General features: G+C 59.5%; 17 protein-coding genes. 8 read left to right on the top strand and 9 right to left on the bottom strand.

The features are described 5' to 3' along the window. Positions 1 to 80: 80 nt before the first annotated feature. Entirely contained in the window at positions 81 to 2,639 is a 2,559-nt protein-coding gene (gene mprF / locus Enr8_RS00210) for a bifunctional lysylphosphatidylglycerol flippase/synthetase MprF (protein WP_146428617.1), read from the top strand. A gap of 107 nt (positions 2,640 to 2,746) precedes the next feature. Here mprF and Enr8_RS00205 read toward each other — a convergent pair whose 3' ends face one another. The 3 genes from Enr8_RS00205 to Enr8_RS00195 all read right to left on the bottom strand — a co-directional run bounded on the left by Enr8_RS00205 (position 2,747) and on the right by Enr8_RS00195 (position 5,641). After that, positions 2,747 to 3,205, bottom strand: a complete 459-nt coding sequence (locus tag Enr8_RS00205; protein WP_146428616.1) for a hypothetical protein — start codon at positions 3,203 to 3,205, stop codon at positions 2,747 to 2,749. Beyond that, entirely contained in the window at positions 3,206 to 4,165 is a 960-nt protein-coding gene (locus Enr8_RS00200) for a DUF1559 domain-containing protein (RefSeq protein ID WP_146429927.1), read from the bottom strand. It lies immediately after the preceding gene. A 525-nt stretch (positions 4,166 to 4,690) separates the two neighbouring features. Next, positions 4,691 to 5,641 (bottom strand): helix-turn-helix domain-containing protein, encoded by a 951-nt coding sequence (locus Enr8_RS00195; protein WP_146428615.1) that lies wholly within the window; start codon positions 5,639 to 5,641, stop codon positions 4,691 to 4,693. A gap of 317 nt (positions 5,642 to 5,958) precedes the next feature. Here Enr8_RS00195 and ilvN point away from each other — a divergent pair, with 317 nt between their 5' ends. Beyond that, positions 5,959 to 6,447 carry an acetolactate synthase small subunit gene (ilvN, locus tag Enr8_RS00190; protein WP_146428614.1) on the top strand — a complete coding sequence of 163 codons (489 nt, stop codon included), beginning with the start codon at positions 5,959 to 5,961 and terminating at the stop codon, positions 6,445 to 6,447. Between the two features lie 133 nt (positions 6,448 to 6,580). Beyond that, entirely contained in the window at positions 6,581 to 7,585 is a 1,005-nt protein-coding gene (ilvC, locus tag Enr8_RS00185) for a ketol-acid reductoisomerase (RefSeq protein ID WP_146428613.1), read from the top strand. A 106-nt stretch (positions 7,586 to 7,691) separates the two neighbouring features. Here ilvC and Enr8_RS00180 read toward each other — a convergent pair whose 3' ends face one another. Both Enr8_RS00180 and Enr8_RS00175 read right to left on the bottom strand, forming a co-directional pair. Then, a complete protein-coding gene (locus Enr8_RS00180) occupies positions 7,692 to 8,588 on the bottom strand; it encodes an MFS transporter (RefSeq protein ID WP_146428612.1) in 897 nt (298 codons plus the stop codon). A 27-nt stretch (positions 8,589 to 8,615) separates the two neighbouring features. After that, complete coding sequence (locus Enr8_RS00175; protein ID WP_146428611.1) at positions 8,616 to 9,491, bottom strand: hypothetical protein; 876 nt, start codon at positions 9,489 to 9,491, stop codon at positions 8,616 to 8,618. 111 nt (positions 9,492 to 9,602) lie between these two features. Between Enr8_RS00175 and queC the strand changes: the two genes are divergently transcribed. Beyond that, positions 9,603 to 10,262: a 7-cyano-7-deazaguanine synthase QueC gene (gene queC / locus Enr8_RS00170; RefSeq protein ID WP_146428610.1), complete on the top strand. Its 660-nt coding sequence runs from the start codon at positions 9,603 to 9,605 to the stop codon at positions 10,260 to 10,262. A gap of 879 nt (positions 10,263 to 11,141) precedes the next feature. Here the strand turns inward: queC and Enr8_RS00165 are convergent. The 3 genes from Enr8_RS00165 to Enr8_RS00155 all read right to left on the bottom strand — a co-directional run bounded on the left by Enr8_RS00165 (position 11,142) and on the right by Enr8_RS00155 (position 15,352). Continuing rightward, a complete protein-coding gene (locus tag Enr8_RS00165; RefSeq protein ID WP_146428609.1) occupies positions 11,142 to 13,454 on the bottom strand; it encodes an alkaline phosphatase D family protein in 2,313 nt (770 codons plus the stop codon). Between the two features lie 192 nt (positions 13,455 to 13,646). Further along, positions 13,647 to 14,666, bottom strand: a complete 1,020-nt coding sequence (gene gap / locus Enr8_RS00160; RefSeq protein ID WP_146428608.1) for a type I glyceraldehyde-3-phosphate dehydrogenase — start codon at positions 14,664 to 14,666, stop codon at positions 13,647 to 13,649. A 392-nt stretch (positions 14,667 to 15,058) separates the two neighbouring features. Continuing rightward, positions 15,059 to 15,352, bottom strand: a complete 294-nt coding sequence (locus tag Enr8_RS00155; RefSeq protein ID WP_146428607.1) for a hypothetical protein — start codon at positions 15,350 to 15,352, stop codon at positions 15,059 to 15,061. A gap of 292 nt (positions 15,353 to 15,644) precedes the next feature. Between Enr8_RS00155 and Enr8_RS00150 the strand changes: the two genes are divergently transcribed. The 4 genes from Enr8_RS00150 to Enr8_RS00135 all read left to right on the top strand — a co-directional run bounded on the left by Enr8_RS00150 (position 15,645) and on the right by Enr8_RS00135 (position 18,519). After that, positions 15,645 to 16,097: a hypothetical protein gene (locus Enr8_RS00150; protein WP_146428606.1), complete on the top strand. Its 453-nt coding sequence runs from the start codon at positions 15,645 to 15,647 to the stop codon at positions 16,095 to 16,097. Between the two features lie 18 nt (positions 16,098 to 16,115). Beyond that, positions 16,116 to 17,096: an MNIO family bufferin maturase gene (gene bufB, locus Enr8_RS00145; protein ID WP_246119893.1), complete on the top strand. Its 981-nt coding sequence runs from the start codon at positions 16,116 to 16,118 to the stop codon at positions 17,094 to 17,096. Next, the gene (locus Enr8_RS00140) at positions 17,093 to 17,965 is read left to right on the top strand and encodes an HvfC/BufC N-terminal domain-containing protein (RefSeq protein ID WP_146428604.1); all 873 of its coding nucleotides are present in this window, start codon (positions 17,093 to 17,095) and stop codon (positions 17,963 to 17,965) included. The genes bufB and Enr8_RS00140 overlap by 4 nt, the downstream gene beginning before the upstream one ends. A gap of 122 nt (positions 17,966 to 18,087) precedes the next feature. Beyond that, complete coding sequence (locus tag Enr8_RS00135) at positions 18,088 to 18,519, top strand: peptidylprolyl isomerase (protein ID WP_146428603.1); 432 nt, start codon at positions 18,088 to 18,090, stop codon at positions 18,517 to 18,519. 52 nt (positions 18,520 to 18,571) lie between these two features. Here the strand turns inward: Enr8_RS00135 and Enr8_RS00130 are convergent, their stop codons facing one another. After that, positions 18,572 to 19,492, bottom strand: coding sequence for a hypothetical protein (locus tag Enr8_RS00130; protein WP_146428602.1), 921 nt, complete (start codon positions 19,490 to 19,492; stop codon positions 18,572 to 18,574). Positions 19,493 to 19,587 lie beyond the last annotated feature (95 nt).

Here is a 19,587-nt window from a genome sequence, read left to right as displayed (position 1 = left end):
CCGATTTATGAATAGAAATCGCGAGAATTGCGCTTGGCGATTTGTAGCGTTGCGCCCCGTCGTAAGTTAGAACTTCCCCCATGAAACGACTTCTGTCACGATTGTCTCCCTTTCTCGCGGTTTTGATCTTTATCGCCGCCGCGTGGCTGCTGGCGCATGAACTTCGTAACTATCGCTGGCATGACGTCCGCGAGAGTCTCAGCGCGATGCCGCCGCAGAAAATCGCCTTCAGCATCGTGCTGATGATTTTGAACTACGTCGTGCTAGTCGGGTACGATCTGCTGGCGCTCAAGGCGATCGCCCGGAAGCTGCCGCTGTTGCGAGTCGCGTTCGCCTCGTTTACCGGCTTCGCCGCCAGCTACAACTTTGGCGCCACGCTGGGCGGGGTGCCGGTCCGCTATCGCTCTTACTCGGTACTAGGACTCTCGTCGGTCGAAGTGCTGCAGATTTCGATCATGCTCGGGGGAACCTTCTGGATTGGCGTCTTCGCGATCGGCGGCCTGGCATTCATTCTCGATCCGTTCACGCTGCCGCCTGACTTGCACTTGCCGATCACGTCGGTCTCGGGACTTGGATGGCTGCTGGTCGCCAGCGCCGTCGTCTACATGGGACTGACGTTCCTCTGGAAGAAGCCGTTCACCATCGCCGGCCACGAGATCCGCCTGCCTGGCCCAGGGATCGCCGTCGGCCAGTTGGGAATCGCCATCGCCGACATCATGATCGCGTGCGGCTGCTTATACGTGTTGTTGCCGCCGGACGTGGGGATGAGCTATCCGCAGTTTTTGGGAGTCTTCCTGCTGGCGCAAATCGCCGTCGTGCTGACGCACGTGCCAGGCGGCGTCGGCGTCTTTGAACTGGTGATTCTGACGCTGACCGAATCGACCGCCAAGGATGACGTGGTCGCGGCGCTGCTCGTCTTTCGCGTGATTTACTACCTGCTGCCGCTGTTTGTCGCCATTTTGCTCTTGGGCGCCCAGGAGTATCGGGCTCATCGGCATCACTTTGATCCGGTTGCGCGTCAGGCGTGGCAGATCGCCTCGTCGCTATTGCCAACGCTGTTGGCGTTTGCAGCCTTCATCGCCGGCGTTGTGCTGCTGTTGTCGGGCAACACGCCTGGCATTGGCGAGCGGATCACGACGCTGAAGCATTACATTCCACTCTCGTTTCTCGAAGCTTCGCACTTCTTGGGAAGCGTTGCCGGCGTGGCATTGCTTTTGACCGCGCGGGGTCTGCAATTGAAGCTCGACTCGGCCTGGTGGGGCGCCGCCTTCTTGCTGGTCGCCGGCATCATCACGTCGCTGCTGAAAGGCTTGGACTACGAAGCGGCGATTCTGTTGTCGCTGGTCCTGATCGCGCTGGTCGCCTGTCGCGATCAGTTCTATCGCAAAGGCTCGCTGGTGCATGAGCGATTTTCGCCTGGTTGGCTGGCGCTGCTCGCGCTGGCGCTCGTCAGCGCCACGTGGCTCGGCTTTTTCAGCTATCGTCACGTCGACTACCAAAACGACCTGTGGTGGGAATTCACCTTTCATGGCGACGCATCGCGCTTCCTGCGGGCCAGTGTCGGCGTGGCGGTCGTCGTGCTGGTCTTTGCCATTTGGAAGTTGCTATCGCGGGCGCCAGGCCCACGGACCGAACCGCCAACCGCCGCTGAGTTGGAGACGGTCGCGGCGATCGTCTCCCAATCGCCGCGGGTTTCGTCGACCTTGGCGCTGCTCGGAGACAAACGCTTTTTGTTCAGCGACGACAACACGGCGTTCATCATGTACGCCGTCGAGCGGCGATCGTGGGTCGCGATGGGAGACCCGGTCGGTCCGGTCGAACAATGGTCGGAACTGGTCTGGAAGTTTCGCGAGCTGTGCGATCGTTATCATGGCTGGCCCGTCTTTTACCAGGTGGCGCCGGAGAGCCTGTCGATTTATCTCGATCAAGGTTTGACGCTGCTGAAGTTGGGAGAAGATGGCCGAGTGCCGGTTCGCGACTACTCGATCGCCGGCAACCACTTCAAGAGTCTCCGCTCGACCCGCAACAAGTTGCAGAAGTCGGGTTACACGTTTGAGATCGTCCCCCGCGATCAAACGGCCGAACTGATGCCGCGGCTGCGAGAGATCTCGGACGGTTGGTTGGCCGAAAAGAACTCGGCTGAGAAAGGGTTCTCGCTCGCCTTCTTTGAGGAAGAGTATCTGCGCCACTTCGACATCGCGGTGATTCGGGACGCTGAGAAGATCGTCGCCTTCGCCAATGTCCTGGCCAACGAGCCGAAGGAAGAGGCGTCGATCGACCTGATGCGTTACGACTCGTCGATCCCAGGGCTGATGGACTTCCTGTTCATTGAGCTGCTGCTGTGGGCCAAGGAGCAAGGGTACGAGTGGTTCAACTTCGGCATGGCGCCGCTGTCCGGCATCGAAGACCGCAAGCTGGCCCCGATGTGGAATAAAGTGGCCGGCCTGGTCTATCGGCATGGGGACCATTTCTACAGCTTCGAAGGGCTGCGGGCCTACAAGTCGAAGTTCAAGCCGGTTTGGACGTCGCGCTATCTAGCGTCTCCCGGCGGTTGGGCGCTGCCGCAGGTGTTGGCCGACGTGACGCGTTTGATCGGTCGGCATCGTCCCAGCAGTGATTCCGCCGACGACGAACCGTAAACGAAAAAACGCCGCTCACCGTTTCGCAAACGATCTGGAGGACGTCACGAATCGGTGAGGGCGTCAGGGACGACTTGGTGCACGTCAGATGCGGCTCTAACTGCCTGCTAACGCAGCTTGACGTCGTTGAGTTCGATGGGCGGCAGTTCGTTTCTGCCGGGTGCGATGTTCACGACCAACGGCGCCTTCTCCTTCGAGGCGAACTTGTTGCTCATACGATCGCTGCTGTACGGATCGCGCATGTTCTTGGGCCAGGTGACCGTCACGGCGTATTCCCCCAGCGGAGCGCCGTCTTGATCGCCATAGGTCGAGACATGGTAGACGCCGTCGGCGCCAACGATGCCCCAGGGCTCCGACTTGCGAACGTCGACGTCGCCCCCGAGCGAATGAAACATCACGAAAGCGTTGATCGCCGTTTCTCCGTTAATTCGCACGGTACCCGATGTCGGATAGGCGTCCGCTTGCCAATCAGGCTGACTGCTGCAGCCGGCCAGACAAGCGACGATGACCGCGACGCTCTGCCATGCCGCTAGGAATCGCAGAGAACGAAAGGACTTCTCGCTCATTTAGAATTCTCCCGGGATCGTTTGGCCGTCGTCACAGGCCGCCAGGTATTGCAACGTGTAAACGTCCATGCTTTCCGTCAGAAAGTGAACCGAACCGTCGGCAAACAGCGACATCACACCGCCGGGATGAAACGAGTAGGGGCGGCCATATCTGTTGGAAAAGTTCATGCGTCGGCTGCCGACGAACAACGAGAGGTTCTTCTCGCCAGTCGACGGGTCGGTCGTCACGGCCGTCGCGACAAAGCCGGTATGGGCGATGGGGCCGGTCCAACACTCCCATTCATTGCCCCAATAGTAGCCGCGACCCGGCAACCGATCGGCAGGTTGCGCTTCGCCGTCAATCAGCCATCGGCTGCGACCGGCGCTTTCGACCATAAAGAGCGAGTTGGAGAGCCCGTCGAGGGCGTCCCGAAATTTGCGATAGCGGATCTTTCCATCCGGAGGCGTGCACGAGACGAGCGTTTGCCCAAAGTTCACGAAGCTGCCGTCAACGCGTTCGCTGGCGTCGCCCACATAGACATAGCTCGTCGCTTTCCGCTGTTCGATATCGCCGTCGGAATTCTCAAAGTCGTAGGTCTCGCCATCGCCGGGGCCCGACGGACAGGCGTACGCCGAAGGCATCATGTTCTTGACTTGCAGGTTCGAGCTGTGATCCCACGACTCGTCGAAGTTGTACAAGTCATAGATGTTCTTCCCTTCCAAAAATGGAAGGATGGCGACATGCGGGCTGCACGCGTCCAGGCCGTTCGGCAGGTCGGGGTGACCGCCCCGCGGCAACACCTTGAAGGTGTCGTGGTAATTGTGCAGCGCCAGGCCCAACTGCTTCATGTTGTTTTGGCAACTCATGCGCCGCGCGGCTTCGCGGGCTTGCTGCACCGCTGGTAGCAGCAGCGCGATCAACACGCCGATGATGGCGATCACCACTAAAAGTTCGACAAGCGTAAATCCGGCACGACGCATGGCCACTCCTCTTTTGCAAATACAAGCGATGACGAAATGGAACCTCGATCTCGATTGCCGCTGGTTCAATGAAGGTGATGAATCGCATGGGCAATCGTTGGGTCTCGAGGTGGAAAAGTAGCAAGCGTGGCGCCTTGCCCCCGTTGCACCCCCTCGCAAGAGGCTTGACGGCTTGACTAAGGTGTGCCGCAAGTGCCGTCTTGAAAAGAGTTTACGATGACTACGGGTTCTTCCTAATCAACGCGAATCGAAACTCGGCCGCTGGGGGCATATCAAGAAAAGCGCGCAGGCGATTGGCGACGCTCGATCAATTGTCCGGCAGATGCGCCTTTGTTGGGCGCCGGTTGTCGCCTCGGAAGGCGCCCGCGGCCGCTAGCTGCCTGTTGGAAAATGCCCTCGTGGCATTTTCCAACCTCGCCAGGCTCAGAGCATCGCTCTTCGCGGCTCGCAAAATAACGACTTACGTCGCTATTTTGGGATCGCATCCCTGCGATCCAGCAGCCCGTTGAGAAAATCAACGGACTGCTAGTGGTAGCGACGAAAGACGTCCGGCGTCACGCCTAACTGCTTCCGGAATTCCATCACAAAGTGCGATGCGCTAGAGAAACCGCACTCGGCCGCAATCGCCGCCATTCCCAGATGCTGCGAAGAGGTAAGTAGCAACTGCTTCGCTTTCTCAATCCGCAACTGCAGCAAATATCGCTTCGGCGTTTCGCCGGTCGTTTGCCGGAAGAGTCGGGTGAAGTGCCCCGGCGCGACGCCGGCGATCTGCGCCAGTTGATCACGCGTTAGATCTTGCGTGAAATGCGCATCGACATATTCCAGCACCTGCTTCACGCCTTCGGGCTGCAGGCGATCTTGGGGACCGATCGCCGGCTCTTTTTGACCCGCAAACAGCAGCAGTCGCCGGCAGATGCCGTCGATCGTTTCGTCCGAGTCCCACCGCGCCAGCGGCGCGTCGTTATGACGGCATTGCTTGACCAGGTACTTGAGCATCGTCTGCAGGCCATCGTCGCGAAACGACTTGGTTTGCAAGACGTCGAGCGGCGGTACGTCGTCGCCGACGATGTTGCATAGGCGATCGTGAAACGCCTGTTTGCGGATGTAAAACGCAATGTTGTGGAACGGCCCGGCGCCCTTGAGATAGCCGTCGGCATAGGTCTGGTCGCCAAATAGCATGTTGCCGGCGCGACTGGGTCGGCGGAAAGCGCCATGGCCGAAGTCGACCTCCACATCGCGCTCGGCGTCGGTATCGACCACGACCGACAGATAGTAGAAGTCGTTTGGTTCGCCGCCAGAAACGGCTTCGGCCAGGATGACCTCGGCAATCTCCCACCCTTGGGACGGCTCTTCGAATTGCTCGACCTGAATGAAGCGGTCCCGTATCCAGCCCGGCATCGTCCGCCAGTTGGGCCACTGATCGACCGAGCGACTTCGGGCGATAGGCCGCGGCGTTCGTGGACTCTCAACGTTCATGCGACGCGTTGGGCGGGAAGTTGGGTGGTAGGGAGGGGCAAACGGGGGGGAATGCCCAATAATCCCATGCTAACGTAATGGAAGTTCCGGGGAAACCAAAAAACAGGCTCCCCTGGGGCCTCGCAGGCGATCCATTCAGGGCAGTTTTTCGAAAGTCAGGAGGAAACGCAAGTTATTGGAGGAAAACGCGTTATGAAGTTTCCGCGTTTCTCTTGCGCCAGGGCGAACCTGCCGCTCTTGGGATGTCTCGTCTACTTGTTCCCGCTTATAACGCCAAGTATCATGCGGGTTTATTCTGACTCTACTGGGAGAAACTGATGCGACACGTCCTTTCGGCGGTCGTCCAGAACGTGCCCGGGGTGCTTGCGCACATCTCGGGGATGCTGGCTTCGCGTGGCTACAATATCGATTCGCTTGCGGTCGGGGAAACTGAAGAACCCAACCTGTCGCGGATGACGTTTGTAGTTGTAGGCGATGATCAGGTACTAGAGCAAGTTCGCAAGCAGCTCGAAAAGATCGTCACGGTGGTCCGCGTTTACGACGTCAGCTCGCAAGACTTCGTCGAACGCGACTTGATGCTGATCAAGGTCTCGACCTCTGGCGGCAAGCGAAGCGAAATTCGCGAATTGTCCGACATCTTCCGCGGCCGCATTGTCGACATCGGCGCTGAAGACGTCGTGATCGAAATGTCGGGCCCCGAAAACAAGATCATCGCCTTTATCGACTGCATGCGTCCGTTCGGCATTGCCGAGCTGGCCCGCACCGGCCGCATCGCGATGGTCCGCAGCGGCGCCAAGGTCGACTAAGCCAAGGGGATTTCGCCGCCGCTGATGGTGCGGCGCTTTGGCTCCACTTTCGCATGCTCGCAGGCCTTGGGGCGACAATGGCCCCGGCCTGCTTTCCATACACCCGTTTTGTTGCGTTACAGGAACTTTTTTCATGCCCGCCAAGATTTATTACGACAACGATGCCGATCTTTCCGTCTTGAAGGATAAGACGATCGCTATTTTGGGTTATGGGTCGCAAGGACACGCCCAAGCCCAGAACCTGCGCGATAGCGGCTGCAACGTCGTAATCGGGCAGCGTCCGGGAAGCGCCAACTACGACCTGGCCAAATCGCACGGTTTCGAGCCGATGTCGATTGAAGACGCCTGCATGAAGGCCCAGGTCATCAACATCCTGCTTCCCGACGAAGTTCAAGGCGACGTCTACAAGGCCCACATCGCCCCCAACCTGAAGTCGGGCGACGTGCTGATGTGCTCGCACGGTTTCAACTTCCACTTTGGCCAGATCGAGCCGCCGAAGGGAATCGACACCCTGCTGGTCGCGCCGAAAGGCCCGGGCCACCTGGTGCGTAGCGAATACGTCGCCGGCGGCGGCGTTCCGTCGCTGATCGCGTTGGGCGAAGGCGCCAGCGAAGAAACCCGCAAGATCGGCCTGGCCTACGCCAAGGGGATCGGCGGCACCCGTGGCGGCGTCATCGAAACCACCTTCGCCGAAGAGACCGAAACCGACTTGTTCGGCGAACAGGTCGTCTTGTGCGGCGGCGTCAGCGAACTCGTCAAAGCCGGTTTCGAAACGCTGGTCGAAGCGGGCTACCAAGAAGAAATGGCCTACTTCGAGTGCATGCACGAACTGAAGCTGATCGTCGACCTGCTCTACCAGGGCGGTTTGAACTACATGCGTTACAGCATCTCGAACACCGCGGAGTTCGGCGATTACTCGACCGGCCCGCGCATCATCACCGCCGAAACCAAGGCCGAAATGAAGCGCGTTCTGAACGAGATCCAAGACGGCACCTTTGCCCGCGACTGGATCCTGGAAAACCGCGCCGGCGCTCCTCGCTTCAAAGCGATCCGCCGCAACGAACAAAGCCACCAGGTCGAACAAGTCGGCAAGCGCCTCCGCAAGCTGATGACCTGGATCGACTCGAAAGAAGTTTAGTCGCCTCGCTGGGGCGGTTGAATGATCGCTGCAGCAGGACCAGAGATACGAACGAGGCCGTCCACTTGGGCGGCCTCGTTTTTTTGTGCGCTCGATCCTGTCCCAACTATCGGCCGAGCGGCTCTTCCGTCGCCCAGTACTCGATTTCGCCGTATTCAACGCCATCGATTTCATAGGCAAATCTGCCAGGCTGATCTTCGCGCGGCCAGGTCTCAAAAATCTTCACCAGTTCGTCGTAGTGATCGACAAAGTCATCGATCGATCGCAAGGGAAAGGGAAACTGATCCGCGAACAACCCGTTCGGGCCAACGTTGATGCCCATCACTTCGATAGGATAATCCATCTGGCTCGAGTCGACCGTCGCCCGAAACCGCACGCGACCAACCTGATGCAGGACGACTTTCCGCAGCGGTTCATCGGAGTCGCAGGTTCGCAACCGCTCATCCGCAAAGATCTTCACCAAAGTATCGGGCCGTCCGGAGAGTGAGAATTCAATCTCATGAGGGACGTACTCCTCTCCATCGTATCGGCCGATAATGGGTCCCAGCACCCGCGTGCCAGAGATCGAATTCATCCGCGCCAAATTCGCGCGGATTTCATTGCGCCGCGTGTAATCGGTATCGTCGACCAGCCAGAGCTTCGCACCGCATGCAACAATCGCCGCCAGCACCGTCGCGTAGAGCAACATCGGTATCGTAAATTGAAACCGCGCCAGGGGCGGCGAATTTCGATAGAGATAAGAAAGCGCAAGCGCAACGCCTCCCAACAGCGCTGGAATCGCGAAGATCCACGGATAAGAAAACTCGAGCCCCACGCTGACCGCGCCCAGCCAAAACCCGCTGACCCCGCCGACCGTGACGCACATTTTCCCCAGCCACTTCGCCCGCTCAAACCGCCCCCAACAGGCATACGCCACCGCCGCCAGTCCGGCCGAAACGCCCAGCAAGCACAGCGGAATCGACAGGATGTAAAAGAGGCCGAAATGGACCTGTTCGATGGTCATGGCGAGAGGGGCGTTCTCTGTTCGTGATTAGTGGCTCGCGGTGGGCGATTCCTCAACCAAGTACGTAATCGTCGAACCATCGACATTGGTATGTTTGCCGGGATTGTCGGGGCCTGGCCATTTTTCCACGATATCGGCTAGCTCGTCGTAGTGCTGCACGAGTGCGTCGATGCTTTTGATCTCCAGCGGGATCAGTTCGTTCAAACGGCCATTGAAATCGCAGCGCAAGCCAGGTTTATCATTGAGAATCATCCTCCAGCGATTTCCCTGCGGGTCTGTGATGATGTGCTCAACCATGGCGAAAACCTTCCGGTCGCGAATCTGTAGGATTCGATTTGGGGACGATGGCCCATAGATGTAGTCGTCGGTAACGTAATAGTGGCTCACTCCCATGGTCATTCTTGAGTCAGGATGACCCGCCAGCGAAAACTCGACCTCATCGACGTCGGAAGGGACGCCATAGCCGGCGCCAATGGGGACGACGTTTTCGATCTCCTTGATCTGCAGAATCTTCGTCATACGAAAGTCAAGTGCGCGGCGGTTGAGCCCTTCCGAAAACTTGTCGAACGCAAAGAAGCAGCCGATCACCAGCGTTCCGTACAGCAAAAGTGGAATCGATACCTGGAACCGCTTCAAGGCAGGGCGATTGCGAGCATAGCGATCGACCACCAGCGCGACGCCGCCCAGGGCCGCCGGCGCTAGCGAAACGGCAAAGATAGTGACCCCTTCGGAAAACATCAGCTGGAACGCCAGTCCCAGCGTCAACATGGCGCCGATCAGGATGCAGAGAGCCGCGAGCAACTGCGCCGTGACGCGAAGTCGATACAAAGCCGCCAGAATCGCCAACAGTCCGATCGGGATGCTGCAAAAAAGGATGGCTTGCAAGACTCGCAGCGGATCCATTCTTGGATTCCAAGGTTGGGGTGATCGAAGAAACATCATGGTGAGCCTGATTGTAGTACAATGCGTATCCACAATCTCGCATGTTCCGCCACGCTCTAGAGCGCTAACCCCATGCCAAAAGTCGTCGCCGTCGTTTCCGGAGGGATGGACTCCGCAACCCTCCTCTACCACTTGCTCGATGCCGGGCACGACGTCTGCGCGATCTCGATCAACTATGGGCAGCGGCATGTGAAAGAGCTGGAGTATGCCCGCAAGCTGTGTGCAGGGGTGAACGTGCCGCACATGGTCGCCGATCTGTCGGCGATCAATCCGCTGTTTGGGGCTAACAGCTTAAGCGGGCGAGAGATCGAGATTCCCGAAGGGCACTACGCTGAAGAGAACATGAAGCTGACGGTCGTCCCCAACCGGAACATGATCCTGCTGTCGGTCTCGATCGCCTGGGCGATCAGCCAGCAGTGCGTCGCCGTCGCTTATGGCGCCCATAGCGGCGACCACGCGATCTATCCCGACTGCCGGCCCGAGTTCGCCACCGCCATGGACCAAGCGGCCCAACTGTGCGACTGGAATCCGGTCGAGCTGTGGCGCCCCTTCGTCGATATCGACAAGGGAGACATCGCCCAGCGCGGCGCCGAGCTTGGCGTGCCGTACGATCTGACCTGGACCTGCTACAAGGGTTTGGAAGAGCACTGCGGCAAGTGCGGCGCCTGTACCGAACGGAAAGAAGCGTTCGCCAAGCACGGGCTGGAAGATCCGACGGCGTATATGGCCTAGCGATCTTAGCCCGAGGCGCGAGCCGAAGGAAAGCGGAAAGCCAAAAGCGGCAAGAGTCACGAGTCAGCCGCTTCTGTCCACAATCGATTTGCTTGACAAAGCGCACGGAATTGTGGTCGATTCGCCGTAGCGTGCGCTGTGGATGGTCCAATCGTAGCCCAAATCGCGAGCGGAGGGAACGCAGTGGAAAATTTGCGGCAAGAGTCCACCTCGGTTTTGGCCGAGATCGGAATGGAGTTATCTGCGGGGCGCGATCCGGTCTCCCTCGGCTCGCGCCTCAGACTAGGATCCGGGAAAAAAACGCGCGGTCGAGTCCACTTTCCGTTTGGGTGCTAATGAATTGGTAGGAAGCGCGCTTCAAAAAACGTTACGGTCCAGTCCACTACGGCGAAAAAAAGATCGCGCAGTGGTCCAGTGTTCGTTTGAGGGCGAACGAATGTTCGCGGTTGAGCATGGCGTTTGAGCCAATGAAAAAAACGTGCGCGGGCGGTCCAGTCCGGTTCCTAGCCCCAGTGGGAAAATCGAAAGCAGTCCGGGATGAAGTCGCGCCAGCGACGTAACCCCTGTGACTGGGAACATTTAAGCGTGGCAAGTCTTGAAGGGGCGAACTGGTGGAACGCGTGCGGCGCGAAAAAATGGAAACGGTCCAGTCCAGTTGGTCCGGCGACCGCGTGCTTTCAGTTAGATCGTCCCGTGGGGCTTAGGCATTGGATCGATCGACACACCCAGGGCTACTTTAGCGGCGCCCCTTTGGGGCTGAAGAAAAAAACGTGCGCGAGCGGTCCAGTCCGATCGTAGCCCGCGAGGTCAAAAAAAAATGCGCCACGGTCCGGTCCACTGGTCCGCAGCGCAGGTTGCGTAGCATAACTTCCGCTTTGGTCAGCCAATCACGTTCTGGCCACCGTTTTCCTTTTGCTGCAGGGTGATCGGCCAGCCGGGGAATTGGCTTTCGGGCTTGCCGTCGGTCGCGTCGACCAGGAAGCGGAAGGACTCGATCTTGTAGGTCTTGGCTGCAGTATCAATGGTGACGATGCCGAAACCGCTTCCCTTTTGGTGAGCCCGCTCGTAGCGGTTCCGTTTGCTGGCGACTTCCGGGTTGCCGACCGCGTAGACGTACGCCTTGTTGCCGAGGCCGTCGATGAACTCGCCGGTGTTGGGCAAACCATGTTTGGGGCGGTTTTCGTGCGGCATGCCAAGTTCGTCGGGACGCCACCACCGCGGATAGCCGACGGCGATCGCCGGCGAGCAGAACGACCAAAAGCTGTCGCGTTGCTTGTCGACGCCGTACTGCACCATCGTCGTCAGGTGCTGGTCGCCATTGATGTGCAGCGGCATCGCCTTGCGGAGGATGTTGACCGCCCGGTTACGCGGCGTTTGGGGCCAACCGCCGCAGTCGAGGTCGGCCTTCAGGTAGCCGTCAAAGCCGCCATGATGCGTGGCGACGCCGGCGAAGACCGTTTGACTGAGGACTACTTTCATGTTGTGCCCGCGCCAATCGTCGACCCATTTTTGCAGGAACTCCTCTTGCCGTTCGCCTAGCAAGACCAGGCCCGGCTTGTCGAGCTTCGAGGTGTCGAATTCGGGATCAGGCACATGATCGGGACGACCGCCGCCGGTATCGACATGGTCGGGGCCGGTCTTCCACTGGCGATCGGCGATCACGGCGAAGCTGACGCCGCCATAGACGACGTCGCCGTAGTAGACGCTGATGTCTTGCAGACAAGGCGCCGGATCGTACGGATCGGGATGATGGGCACAGTTGGTCTTGTGAACGACGTTGACCATCTTGGCGGGCTCGCGATAACCGCCGGCGCTGGAGGTATCGCCGCTGATCATCGCCTTACCCCCTTCACCCCAGATGTTCCCCTGGAAGACGTCATGATCATCCGGCAGACAGAGCGTTGGCCGATCGCGCATCGGCTCGCGGAACGACCAACCATGTTGGTAGTACTTCCGCAGGTAGTTGAGGATCGCCGGATCGGCCGGTTCGCGAATCAGCCCGTAACCGCCATGGTTCTCGTACAGTTGATCGCCAGAGAAGTAGAGAATGTCGGGATCGAGCGCCAGCAGGTTGTTGGCGACCGGCTCGTAAGGAAAGGCGTAATCGTTTTGACAGGTCAGCGCTCCAAACCGCAGCGGACGACCAACCGGGTTGGCCCGGACGGTACCGGTCCAATCCGACTCGCTGACGCCGCCATCGGTCAGGCTTTCGCGATAGACCAACTTGAACGGCGTGGCGGTCTTTTCGTCCCAGTTCGGAACGCGGAAAGTCGCGACCCAGGCATCCGGATCGAGCTCGGCCATGCCGAGCGACTTCCAATCGCCATCCTGTTCGACCAGCAGTTCGACTTGCTTGTTATCGTCTTTGCCGAGCGGGCCGGTCAGGGCGCTCAGCTTCAGCACGAAGCCTTCGTCACTGCGGGAGTCGCTCAGCGAATACATCGACCAGAGGATCGGGCCGAATTTGTTGTCGGTCGTTTCGGTCAGCGCGTCGCCGGCGACTTGCCAGTCCTCAAAGCGATAGCGAGCGCCCCGCTTGTTGGCAGGCGCCTTGTTGTAGTTGCTGACGATCGAGACGTTGCCGAGCACGGCGCCGACTGGGACGGTCTCGGTGAGCGTGGCGAGCGGCTTGTCGCTGCCAGGCGTCGAAGCGACCAGCGTCAGTTGATAGCCTTTGCCGGAGGGTTTGCCGGAGAGTTTGAGTTGGATCTCTTGGCCGTCGACCTTGCCCGAGAGCGGCTTTTTGGCGCCAGCCAGAACGAGCTGATCGCCAATGATGCCGGCGTTGATGCCGTTCTTCGCAAAGCAGTTGCTGCGGTGCTCGTTGATGTCGCTACGAACGCCGATGCGGAAGCCGGCGCCAGCGTCTTCTTGATTAATGGCGACCTGACGCAGGCGAACCGACATCTGGAAGGCGCCGCCATTGTTGGTCAGCTGATGGGTGAGCAAGTGGACGTTGCGATCCCCGCCGGTCGATTGGCACTCGGCGGCGCCGTCGACGATTCGCCAGTCTTCCATCGGGTTGGCCCAATACTCTTCGCCCAGCCAGACGCGGTCGTGGCGATTCTCGAGCCGGCTGACCGACTTCTTAGCGGCGGAGTTTTGCGCCTGGGCGGTCGACTTTTGCAGGCTGATCAAGGCGGTTCCGGCGGCCATCGCTTTGATGGCGGTGCGGCGGGTCGTTTTCGGCATGAGGAGGAGACTCCTGGCTGGTCGGGGGGTGCGTTCCCTGGCCCGAGTTCGATTGGAGGGGCGATTACCGGCGTCGCCGGCTGTGACGAAGCGCCAGTAGGTAATATCCAAATTAGTTCGAACGTGCGCACAAAAAAACCCTCGCTGCGACTGCAGCGAGGGTTTTGTACGTTTCCGTCGCGGTTGCAACGATTACATGTTGCCCAACTTGGCGACCAGGTCGGCGGCGCGAGCCGAGTAGCCGGCTTCGTTGTCGTACCACGAGACGATCTTCACCATGGTGCCGTTCATGACGTCGGTCAGCGGCGCGGCGAAGATCGAGCTGTGCGGGTCGCCGATGATGTCGGTCGAGACGATCGGATCTTCGGTGTAGCACAGAATGCCCTTCAGCGGGCCTTCGGCGGCTTCCTTCATCGCGGCGTTGATCTCTTCCTTAGTGACCGACTTCTCGAGGTTGGCGGTCAGGTCGACGACGCTGCCGGTCGGAACCGGAACTCGCATCGAGATACCGGTCAGCTTGCCCTTCAGGGCCGGAATCACCAGACCGACCGCTTTGGCGGCGCCGGTCGAGGTCGGAATGATGTTGAGGGCCGCGGCGCGAGCGCGATACGGGTCGGCGTGCGGCAGGTCGAGGACCTGTTGGTCGTTGGTGTAGGCGTGGATGGTGGTCATCAAGCCATTGACCAGGCCGAACTTGTCGTTCAGGACCTTGGCGACCGGAGCCAGGCAGTTGGTCGTGCAGCTGGCGTTGGAGACCGTCTTCATGTCGGCGGTCAGTTCGTTGTCGTTGACGCCCAGCACGCAGGTCAAGTCAGGAGCGTCCTTGGCCGGAGCGCTGAGGACGACCTTCTTGGCGCCGGCGTCCAGGTGCGAGTCGTAACCCGGCTTGGCGTCGGTCTTGCGCGAGGTGAAGACGCCGGTGCTTTCGACGACGACGTCAACGCCCATGTCGCCCCACGGCAGCGCGGCCGGATTACGTTCTTCGAAGACCTTGATCTTCGTGCCGTTGACGGTCAGGCCTTCGGCGTCGTATTCGACGGTGCCCGGGAAGCGGCGGTGCGTGCTGTCGTACTTCAGCAAGTTCGCCAGCATCTTGTTGTCAGTAAGATCGTTGATCGCGACCACTTCGAACTCTTCGCCACGGGCGATGAGATTGCGGAAGGTCAAACGACCGATGCGTCCAAAACCATTGATTGCAACACGAACTGCCACTGTCATTTCTCCTTGAACTTGCGCCGCGGTCTGGGGTGTCTGACCACGTGCGACGCGAACGCTTCTAGTGATGTATCGACTTCAAGCGGACGTTTCGATCTCCGCCTGTATAAGCTGTTTCAGCGGGTCCGTCGCTAGTTTTGATCCGTCGCTGGTCCCGTTGATCGTGTACGAAACCAGTATGAGAAGAAGGCGATTATACTGCCCTTAAAACTGCATCACAACGGGCGTAGGGGTCTGCCGCCGAACAGACCAAAAGTTGGGGAAACCGCGCATTGTGGGTAACTGTTAGCTGCCAAGCGGCGCTTATCGGCGTCCAAAGTCACGCACTTGTCCGCCAGATCCACGGCAAGCCAACGCGAATCCGAACTTCACCCAGAAAAATTCATTATTTAATCATGACGCCCCCGCAGGTGCCGTAGCCCGCGGAAGATCATCAGCGAGAACCCACTACCCAGCGCCCCGGAGACGATTCCGATCAGGCTGCCGATCAGAAATCCCTGGTATTTGTCTTCTGCGATCAACAGGCCGTAGGAGGCTCCCATCGCGAAGAACGCCGCGACGATGATCCCTTGCAACAGGTTATCTTTGAAGCGGAAATTCGGTCCGAAGAAGAGGTCGGTAAAGAGGTTATAGAGATACCTCAGCGTCGAACCGGGCGTCGATGGTGGGGGTATGGAATTCATGGGAACTGGCCTGAAACGAGCTTCCACAGGCCCTTGCCGCTGGGAAAGCTGGTAACCTTACGCGAAGCGAAAGCGATCCTTCGCACGATCCTCATTAGAATTGAACCGCCCGACCGAAGACACTCGAACTTGAGCGGCCACCGACGGAATCGCCTGAATTTAACCGAAACTTTGTACTGTGCGCCACAGCTGTCCCTCGGGGGCGGTCGCTAGACTTGCCAACGTGGCGCCAGGACGGTAGGAAACCCCTATCCACGAACAACTTCTCTACTCCCATCAGGAACATGGAATCATGAGCACCAACAACAAGCGTCAACTCGATCGTCGCGACTTCAACCGCCTTTCGGCCGCCGCCCTGGGCGGAATGGTTGGTGGGGTTTCGCTTGGTTGCGGCGAGACCAAAACCGACGTCGCCGCTGGCGATGGCGCTGCGGCGGCTGCCGACAAGCCGGCCGAATTCCACCTTTGCCGTGGGCTGAACGAATGCAAAGGGAAAGGCAAAGGGGGCGAAAACGAATGTGCCGGCGCTGGCGCTTGTTCGTCACTAGAGCCGCATGCCTGCGGCGGTCACAACGAGTGCAAGGGCCAAGGCGGCTGCGGTCAGGAAGTTGGCACGAACGAGTGCAAAGGGAAAGGTGGCTGCGCGATTCCGCTGATGGAAGGCGCCTGGCAAGGCGCTCGCGAAAAGTTTGAAGCCGAGATGAAAGCCGCAGGCAAAGAGGTCAAACCGGCCCCGGCCGAGTAGTTCCGCCTTTTAGGCAAGTTGATTCCCGTCCGTCTCGGGAACATGTTCCGCGCCGGGCAAACGCATCACGATGAGAACGCCATGACCGCCGCGCGGCTCGGCCATCCAAACCTGGGACTCGGCGTCGGCCTCCGCGCCGCCCACTTCGGCCACATCCTGCAGCATTGGCCGGCGGTCGATTGGTTCGAGATCATCTCGGAAAACTACATCGATACGCAAGGGCGACCGCGGTATGTGCTCGACCAAATTGCCGAGCGGTATCCGATCGTCATGCATGGGGTCTCGCTGTCGATCGGCAGTACCGACCCGCTCGACTTCGGCTACCTGGCCAAGCTGAAACGCCTGTCGGGCGACATCGACGCTCGCTGGATCTCCGACCATCTCTGCTGGACCGGAGTAGCCGGCCGCAACTCGCACGACCTGTTGCCGATTCCGTACAACGAAGAGTCGCTGGCTCATGTTGTTGAGCGGATCAAAACGGTGCAGGAGTTCCTAGAGCGGCCGCTGGTGCTGGAAGATCCTAGTTCGTACGTCACCTTCGCGTCGTCGACGATGACCGAGTGGGAGTTCCTTTCGGCGATGGCCAATGAGGCCGATTGCGGTTTGTTACTCGACGTGAACAACGTCTACGTCTCCGGCGTCAATCATGACTTTGATCCCGAAACGTATATCCGCGGAGTGCCGCACGAGCGCGTCGTCCAGTTCCATCTGGCCGGCCACACCAACATGGGCGACTACTGCATCGACACGCACGACGCCGCGGTGATTGATCCCGTTTGGAAGCTCTATCGGCTGGCCTATGAATTGACTGGCGGTGCATCGACGTTGCTGGAATGGGACGCCAACATTCCGCCGTTTGACGTGCTGCATGCCGAGGTGCTAAAAGCCCGCGGGCACATCACCGCGCAGTTGGGCGAGATGCCGGCGGCGGCCGAAGCGCCCAGCGGCGAAGTTCATGCTCCGCATCCGTTGCACTTTGTCGCGCCGGAGATCGAATGAGCGAGCCGGTTCAACTTGCGAAGCTGCAGCGCTGGATGCAGAGCGTGATCTCGTGTCCCGGCGGAGTTTCGACCGGCGTGGACGCCGACGCCGCGCGGCAGTGGATCGACGTCTCGAGCGAGCAGATCGAACAGGTGATCGAGCCAAGCGAGAAGCGGACCAGTCTGCAGCGGTTGCAGGTCTACGGTAACGCTTACTTCGCCCGGTTGGTCGAGTGTATGCGCGAGCAGTTTCCGGCGCTGGTCGAGACGCTCGGGCAAGAGTTGTTTGATGGGTTCGCGCTCGATTATCTCGATAAGCGGCCGTCGACCAGCTATACGCTTTCGCGACTGGCCGATCGGTTTGTCGAGCACCTCGATGCGACGCGACCAGCCACGGAAGATGGTGAACCGGGCTGGGCTGACTTTTTAATTGACCTGGCGTCCTTTGAATGGAACGTCGCACAAACGTTTGACGGGCCAGGCGCCGAAGAGAGCGGCGTGATCTCGCCGGATGACCTTGCGAGAGTCGCGCTGGACGAATGGCCCGAGTGTCGGTTGATCGCGGCGCCTTGTTTGAATTTGCACGCCTATCGCTTTGCCGTGAACGACTACTTCACGGCGTTTCGCGCAGGCGAGCCGTTGTCGATTCCCGCGGCCAAGCCAACTTGGTTGGCGCTGTCGCGGCGCGACTATGTGGTGCGGCGGGTTCCGCTCGTGCAAGGCGAGTTCCTGCTGCTGCAGTCGCTGATGCAGGGAGAGACGGTCGGTGATTCGATCGAACAAGCGGCTCAGCAAACCGACGACATTGATGCGCTCGCCCGCCAACTGCCCGACTGGTTCCGTCGCTTTGCCCACGAGGGGTTCTTCGTGCAACTGATTAAGCCGTAAAACTAGCCTGCCGCGTGAGCTAGAGAGGGGTTTCGACTGGTTACGCGGGAAGCGATATGGCGGTAAAATAGAGAATGCAAATCTGCACCCCGTCTTAATTAGCGCAAGCGAGAGGAGATCCGATGAAGGTCGCCACTATCGAGACCGACAAAGGTACGATCAAGATTCAGTTGCAAGACGACAAGGCGCCGAAGACGGTCGCCAACTTCGAGAAGTTGGCCAGCGACGGCTTCTACAACGGCCTGAAGTTCCATCGCGTCATCAACGACTTCATGGTTCAAACCGGCTGCCCGCAAGGTACCGGCACCGGCGGCCCAGGCTACAAGTTTGAAGACGAGTTTCACCCCGACCTGAAGCATGACGGTCCTGGCGTGTTGTCGATGGCGAACTCGGGCCCCAACACCAACGGCTCGCAGTTCTTCATCACCCACGTGAAGACCGATTGGCTCGATGGCAAGCACTCCGTCTTCGGCAAAGTGATCGAAGGCCAGGACGTGGTCGACGCGATCAAGCAAGGCGATAAGATGGTCCAAGTGACCGTTGCCGACGCCTAAGCATTGACGGACTCAATCGCAGCGCGATGAGCGACTCGTTCGCCATCGCGCTTTAGCGATACGGCTTCCACTCGGGGGCCGTCGCCGTGCGAGCGGCCGGTGTGGCCGACGCTTCTTCTGGCGAAAGATCCAAGGTCGACGGCACATTGACCCGCGGGGCCTGCGTCATTCGCGGCTGTAGCTCTTGCATCGCCGGCGTCCAGCGTGACGAGATCTTCAGCGGCAACTTGACGCGGATTTCTTTCTTCTGCTCGATCTTGCGACCATCCGGCGTTTCGTAGCGAACGAATAGCACCAGCGTCTCGCTTTCGGGATAGCCGCCGGGCCAGGGCAATTGCAGATGAATCCCCTTCCCTAGCAGCGACCGCTTCATCTTCTCTTGCGCTTCGTACGACTCGAAGTCCCAGCGGGCGACATACGCGTCTTTGCCTTCTTTCTGCGGATCGAGCACGACGATCGACAGCTGCCCGGTCTCGTCGACGTACTGGCCGTTGCGATTGCGAGGTTCGATGACGACCATCACCCCTTCGTCGCCCGGCTGCTTGTCAAAGTCATAGCCGCCGGTCAAGCGAGGGTTGATGTGGATGGCGGTGACGTGACGATCGATCACCTCCGCCTCTTCGGCGTCGAGCGCCATTCCCAAGTCCAGCGTCGGCGCTTGCAGCGGCGGCGCGGCATGCACCGGTTGCAGCCCGGTTGCTAGCATCTCGGGGGTGGTGGGAAGGTCGTTATACGACTGGAAATCATCATTCAGGTCGGGCAAACCGAGTCGCTTGCGGAGCGTCTGGTTCTCGCGGCGGATCGAGTTGATCTCGGAGTCCTTTTGTTCGACGACGTCCTGCAGCGTGTAGACCTTGTCCTCTAGGTAGCGCAGATCGCGCTCCAGCAGTTCCATGTTCGGATCGGTGCGGCAACCAGTAAGCACCAGCGCGCAAGCAAGGCCGAGCGGAGTAAGCAGGTGAAGTCGTGTCACAGTTTCGCTTGTTCGGGTGAGAACAAAATGCCGGCGTCGCGCCGACGGCCGGAAGCAGGTAAATAGAGAAATCGCCGTCAGGTGTCAAACCCAAC

This window comes from Blastopirellula retiformator, assembly GCF_007859755.1.
GTDB lineage: Bacteria > Planctomycetota > Planctomycetia > Pirellulales > Pirellulaceae > Blastopirellula > Blastopirellula retiformator.
The sequence above is the reverse complement of the archived record's forward strand: the minus strand, read 5'-3'. Positions and strand labels throughout refer to the sequence as shown.

Bases quoted from the DNA above. Each gene is read 5' to 3' on its own strand.
- mprF (WP_146428617.1), top strand. From the start codon at position 81: ATGAAACGACTTCTGTCACGATTGTCTCCCTTTCTCGCGGTTTTGATC.
- Enr8_RS00205 (WP_146428616.1), bottom strand. From the start codon at position 3,205: ATGAGCGAGAAGTCCTTTCGTTCTCTGCGATTCCTAGCGGCATGGCAG.
- Enr8_RS00200 (WP_146429927.1), bottom strand. From the start codon at position 4,165: ATGCGTCGTGCCGGATTTACGCTTGTCGAACTTTTAGTGGTGATCGCC.
- Enr8_RS00195 (WP_146428615.1), bottom strand. From the start codon at position 5,641: ATGAACGTTGAGAGTCCACGAACGCCGCGGCCTATCGCCCGAAGTCGC.
- ilvN (WP_146428614.1), top strand. From the start codon at position 5,959: ATGCGACACGTCCTTTCGGCGGTCGTCCAGAACGTGCCCGGGGTGCTT.
- ilvC (WP_146428613.1), top strand. From the start codon at position 6,581: ATGCCCGCCAAGATTTATTACGACAACGATGCCGATCTTTCCGTCTTG.
- Enr8_RS00180 (WP_146428612.1), bottom strand. From the start codon at position 8,588: ATGACCATCGAACAGGTCCATTTCGGCCTCTTTTACATCCTGTCGATT.
- Enr8_RS00175 (WP_146428611.1), bottom strand. From the start codon at position 9,491: ATGGATCCGCTGCGAGTCTTGCAAGCCATCCTTTTTTGCAGCATCCCG.
- queC (WP_146428610.1), top strand. From the start codon at position 9,603: ATGCCAAAAGTCGTCGCCGTCGTTTCCGGAGGGATGGACTCCGCAACC.
- Enr8_RS00165 (WP_146428609.1), bottom strand. From the start codon at position 13,454: ATGCCGAAAACGACCCGCCGCACCGCCATCAAAGCGATGGCCGCCGGA.
- Enr8_RS00155 (WP_146428607.1), bottom strand. From the start codon at position 15,352: ATGAATTCCATACCCCCACCATCGACGCCCGGTTCGACGCTGAGGTAT.
- Enr8_RS00150 (WP_146428606.1), top strand. From the start codon at position 15,645: ATGAGCACCAACAACAAGCGTCAACTCGATCGTCGCGACTTCAACCGC.
- Enr8_RS00140 (WP_146428604.1), top strand. From the start codon at position 17,093: ATGAGCGAGCCGGTTCAACTTGCGAAGCTGCAGCGCTGGATGCAGAGC.
- Enr8_RS00135 (WP_146428603.1), top strand. From the start codon at position 18,088: ATGAAGGTCGCCACTATCGAGACCGACAAAGGTACGATCAAGATTCAG.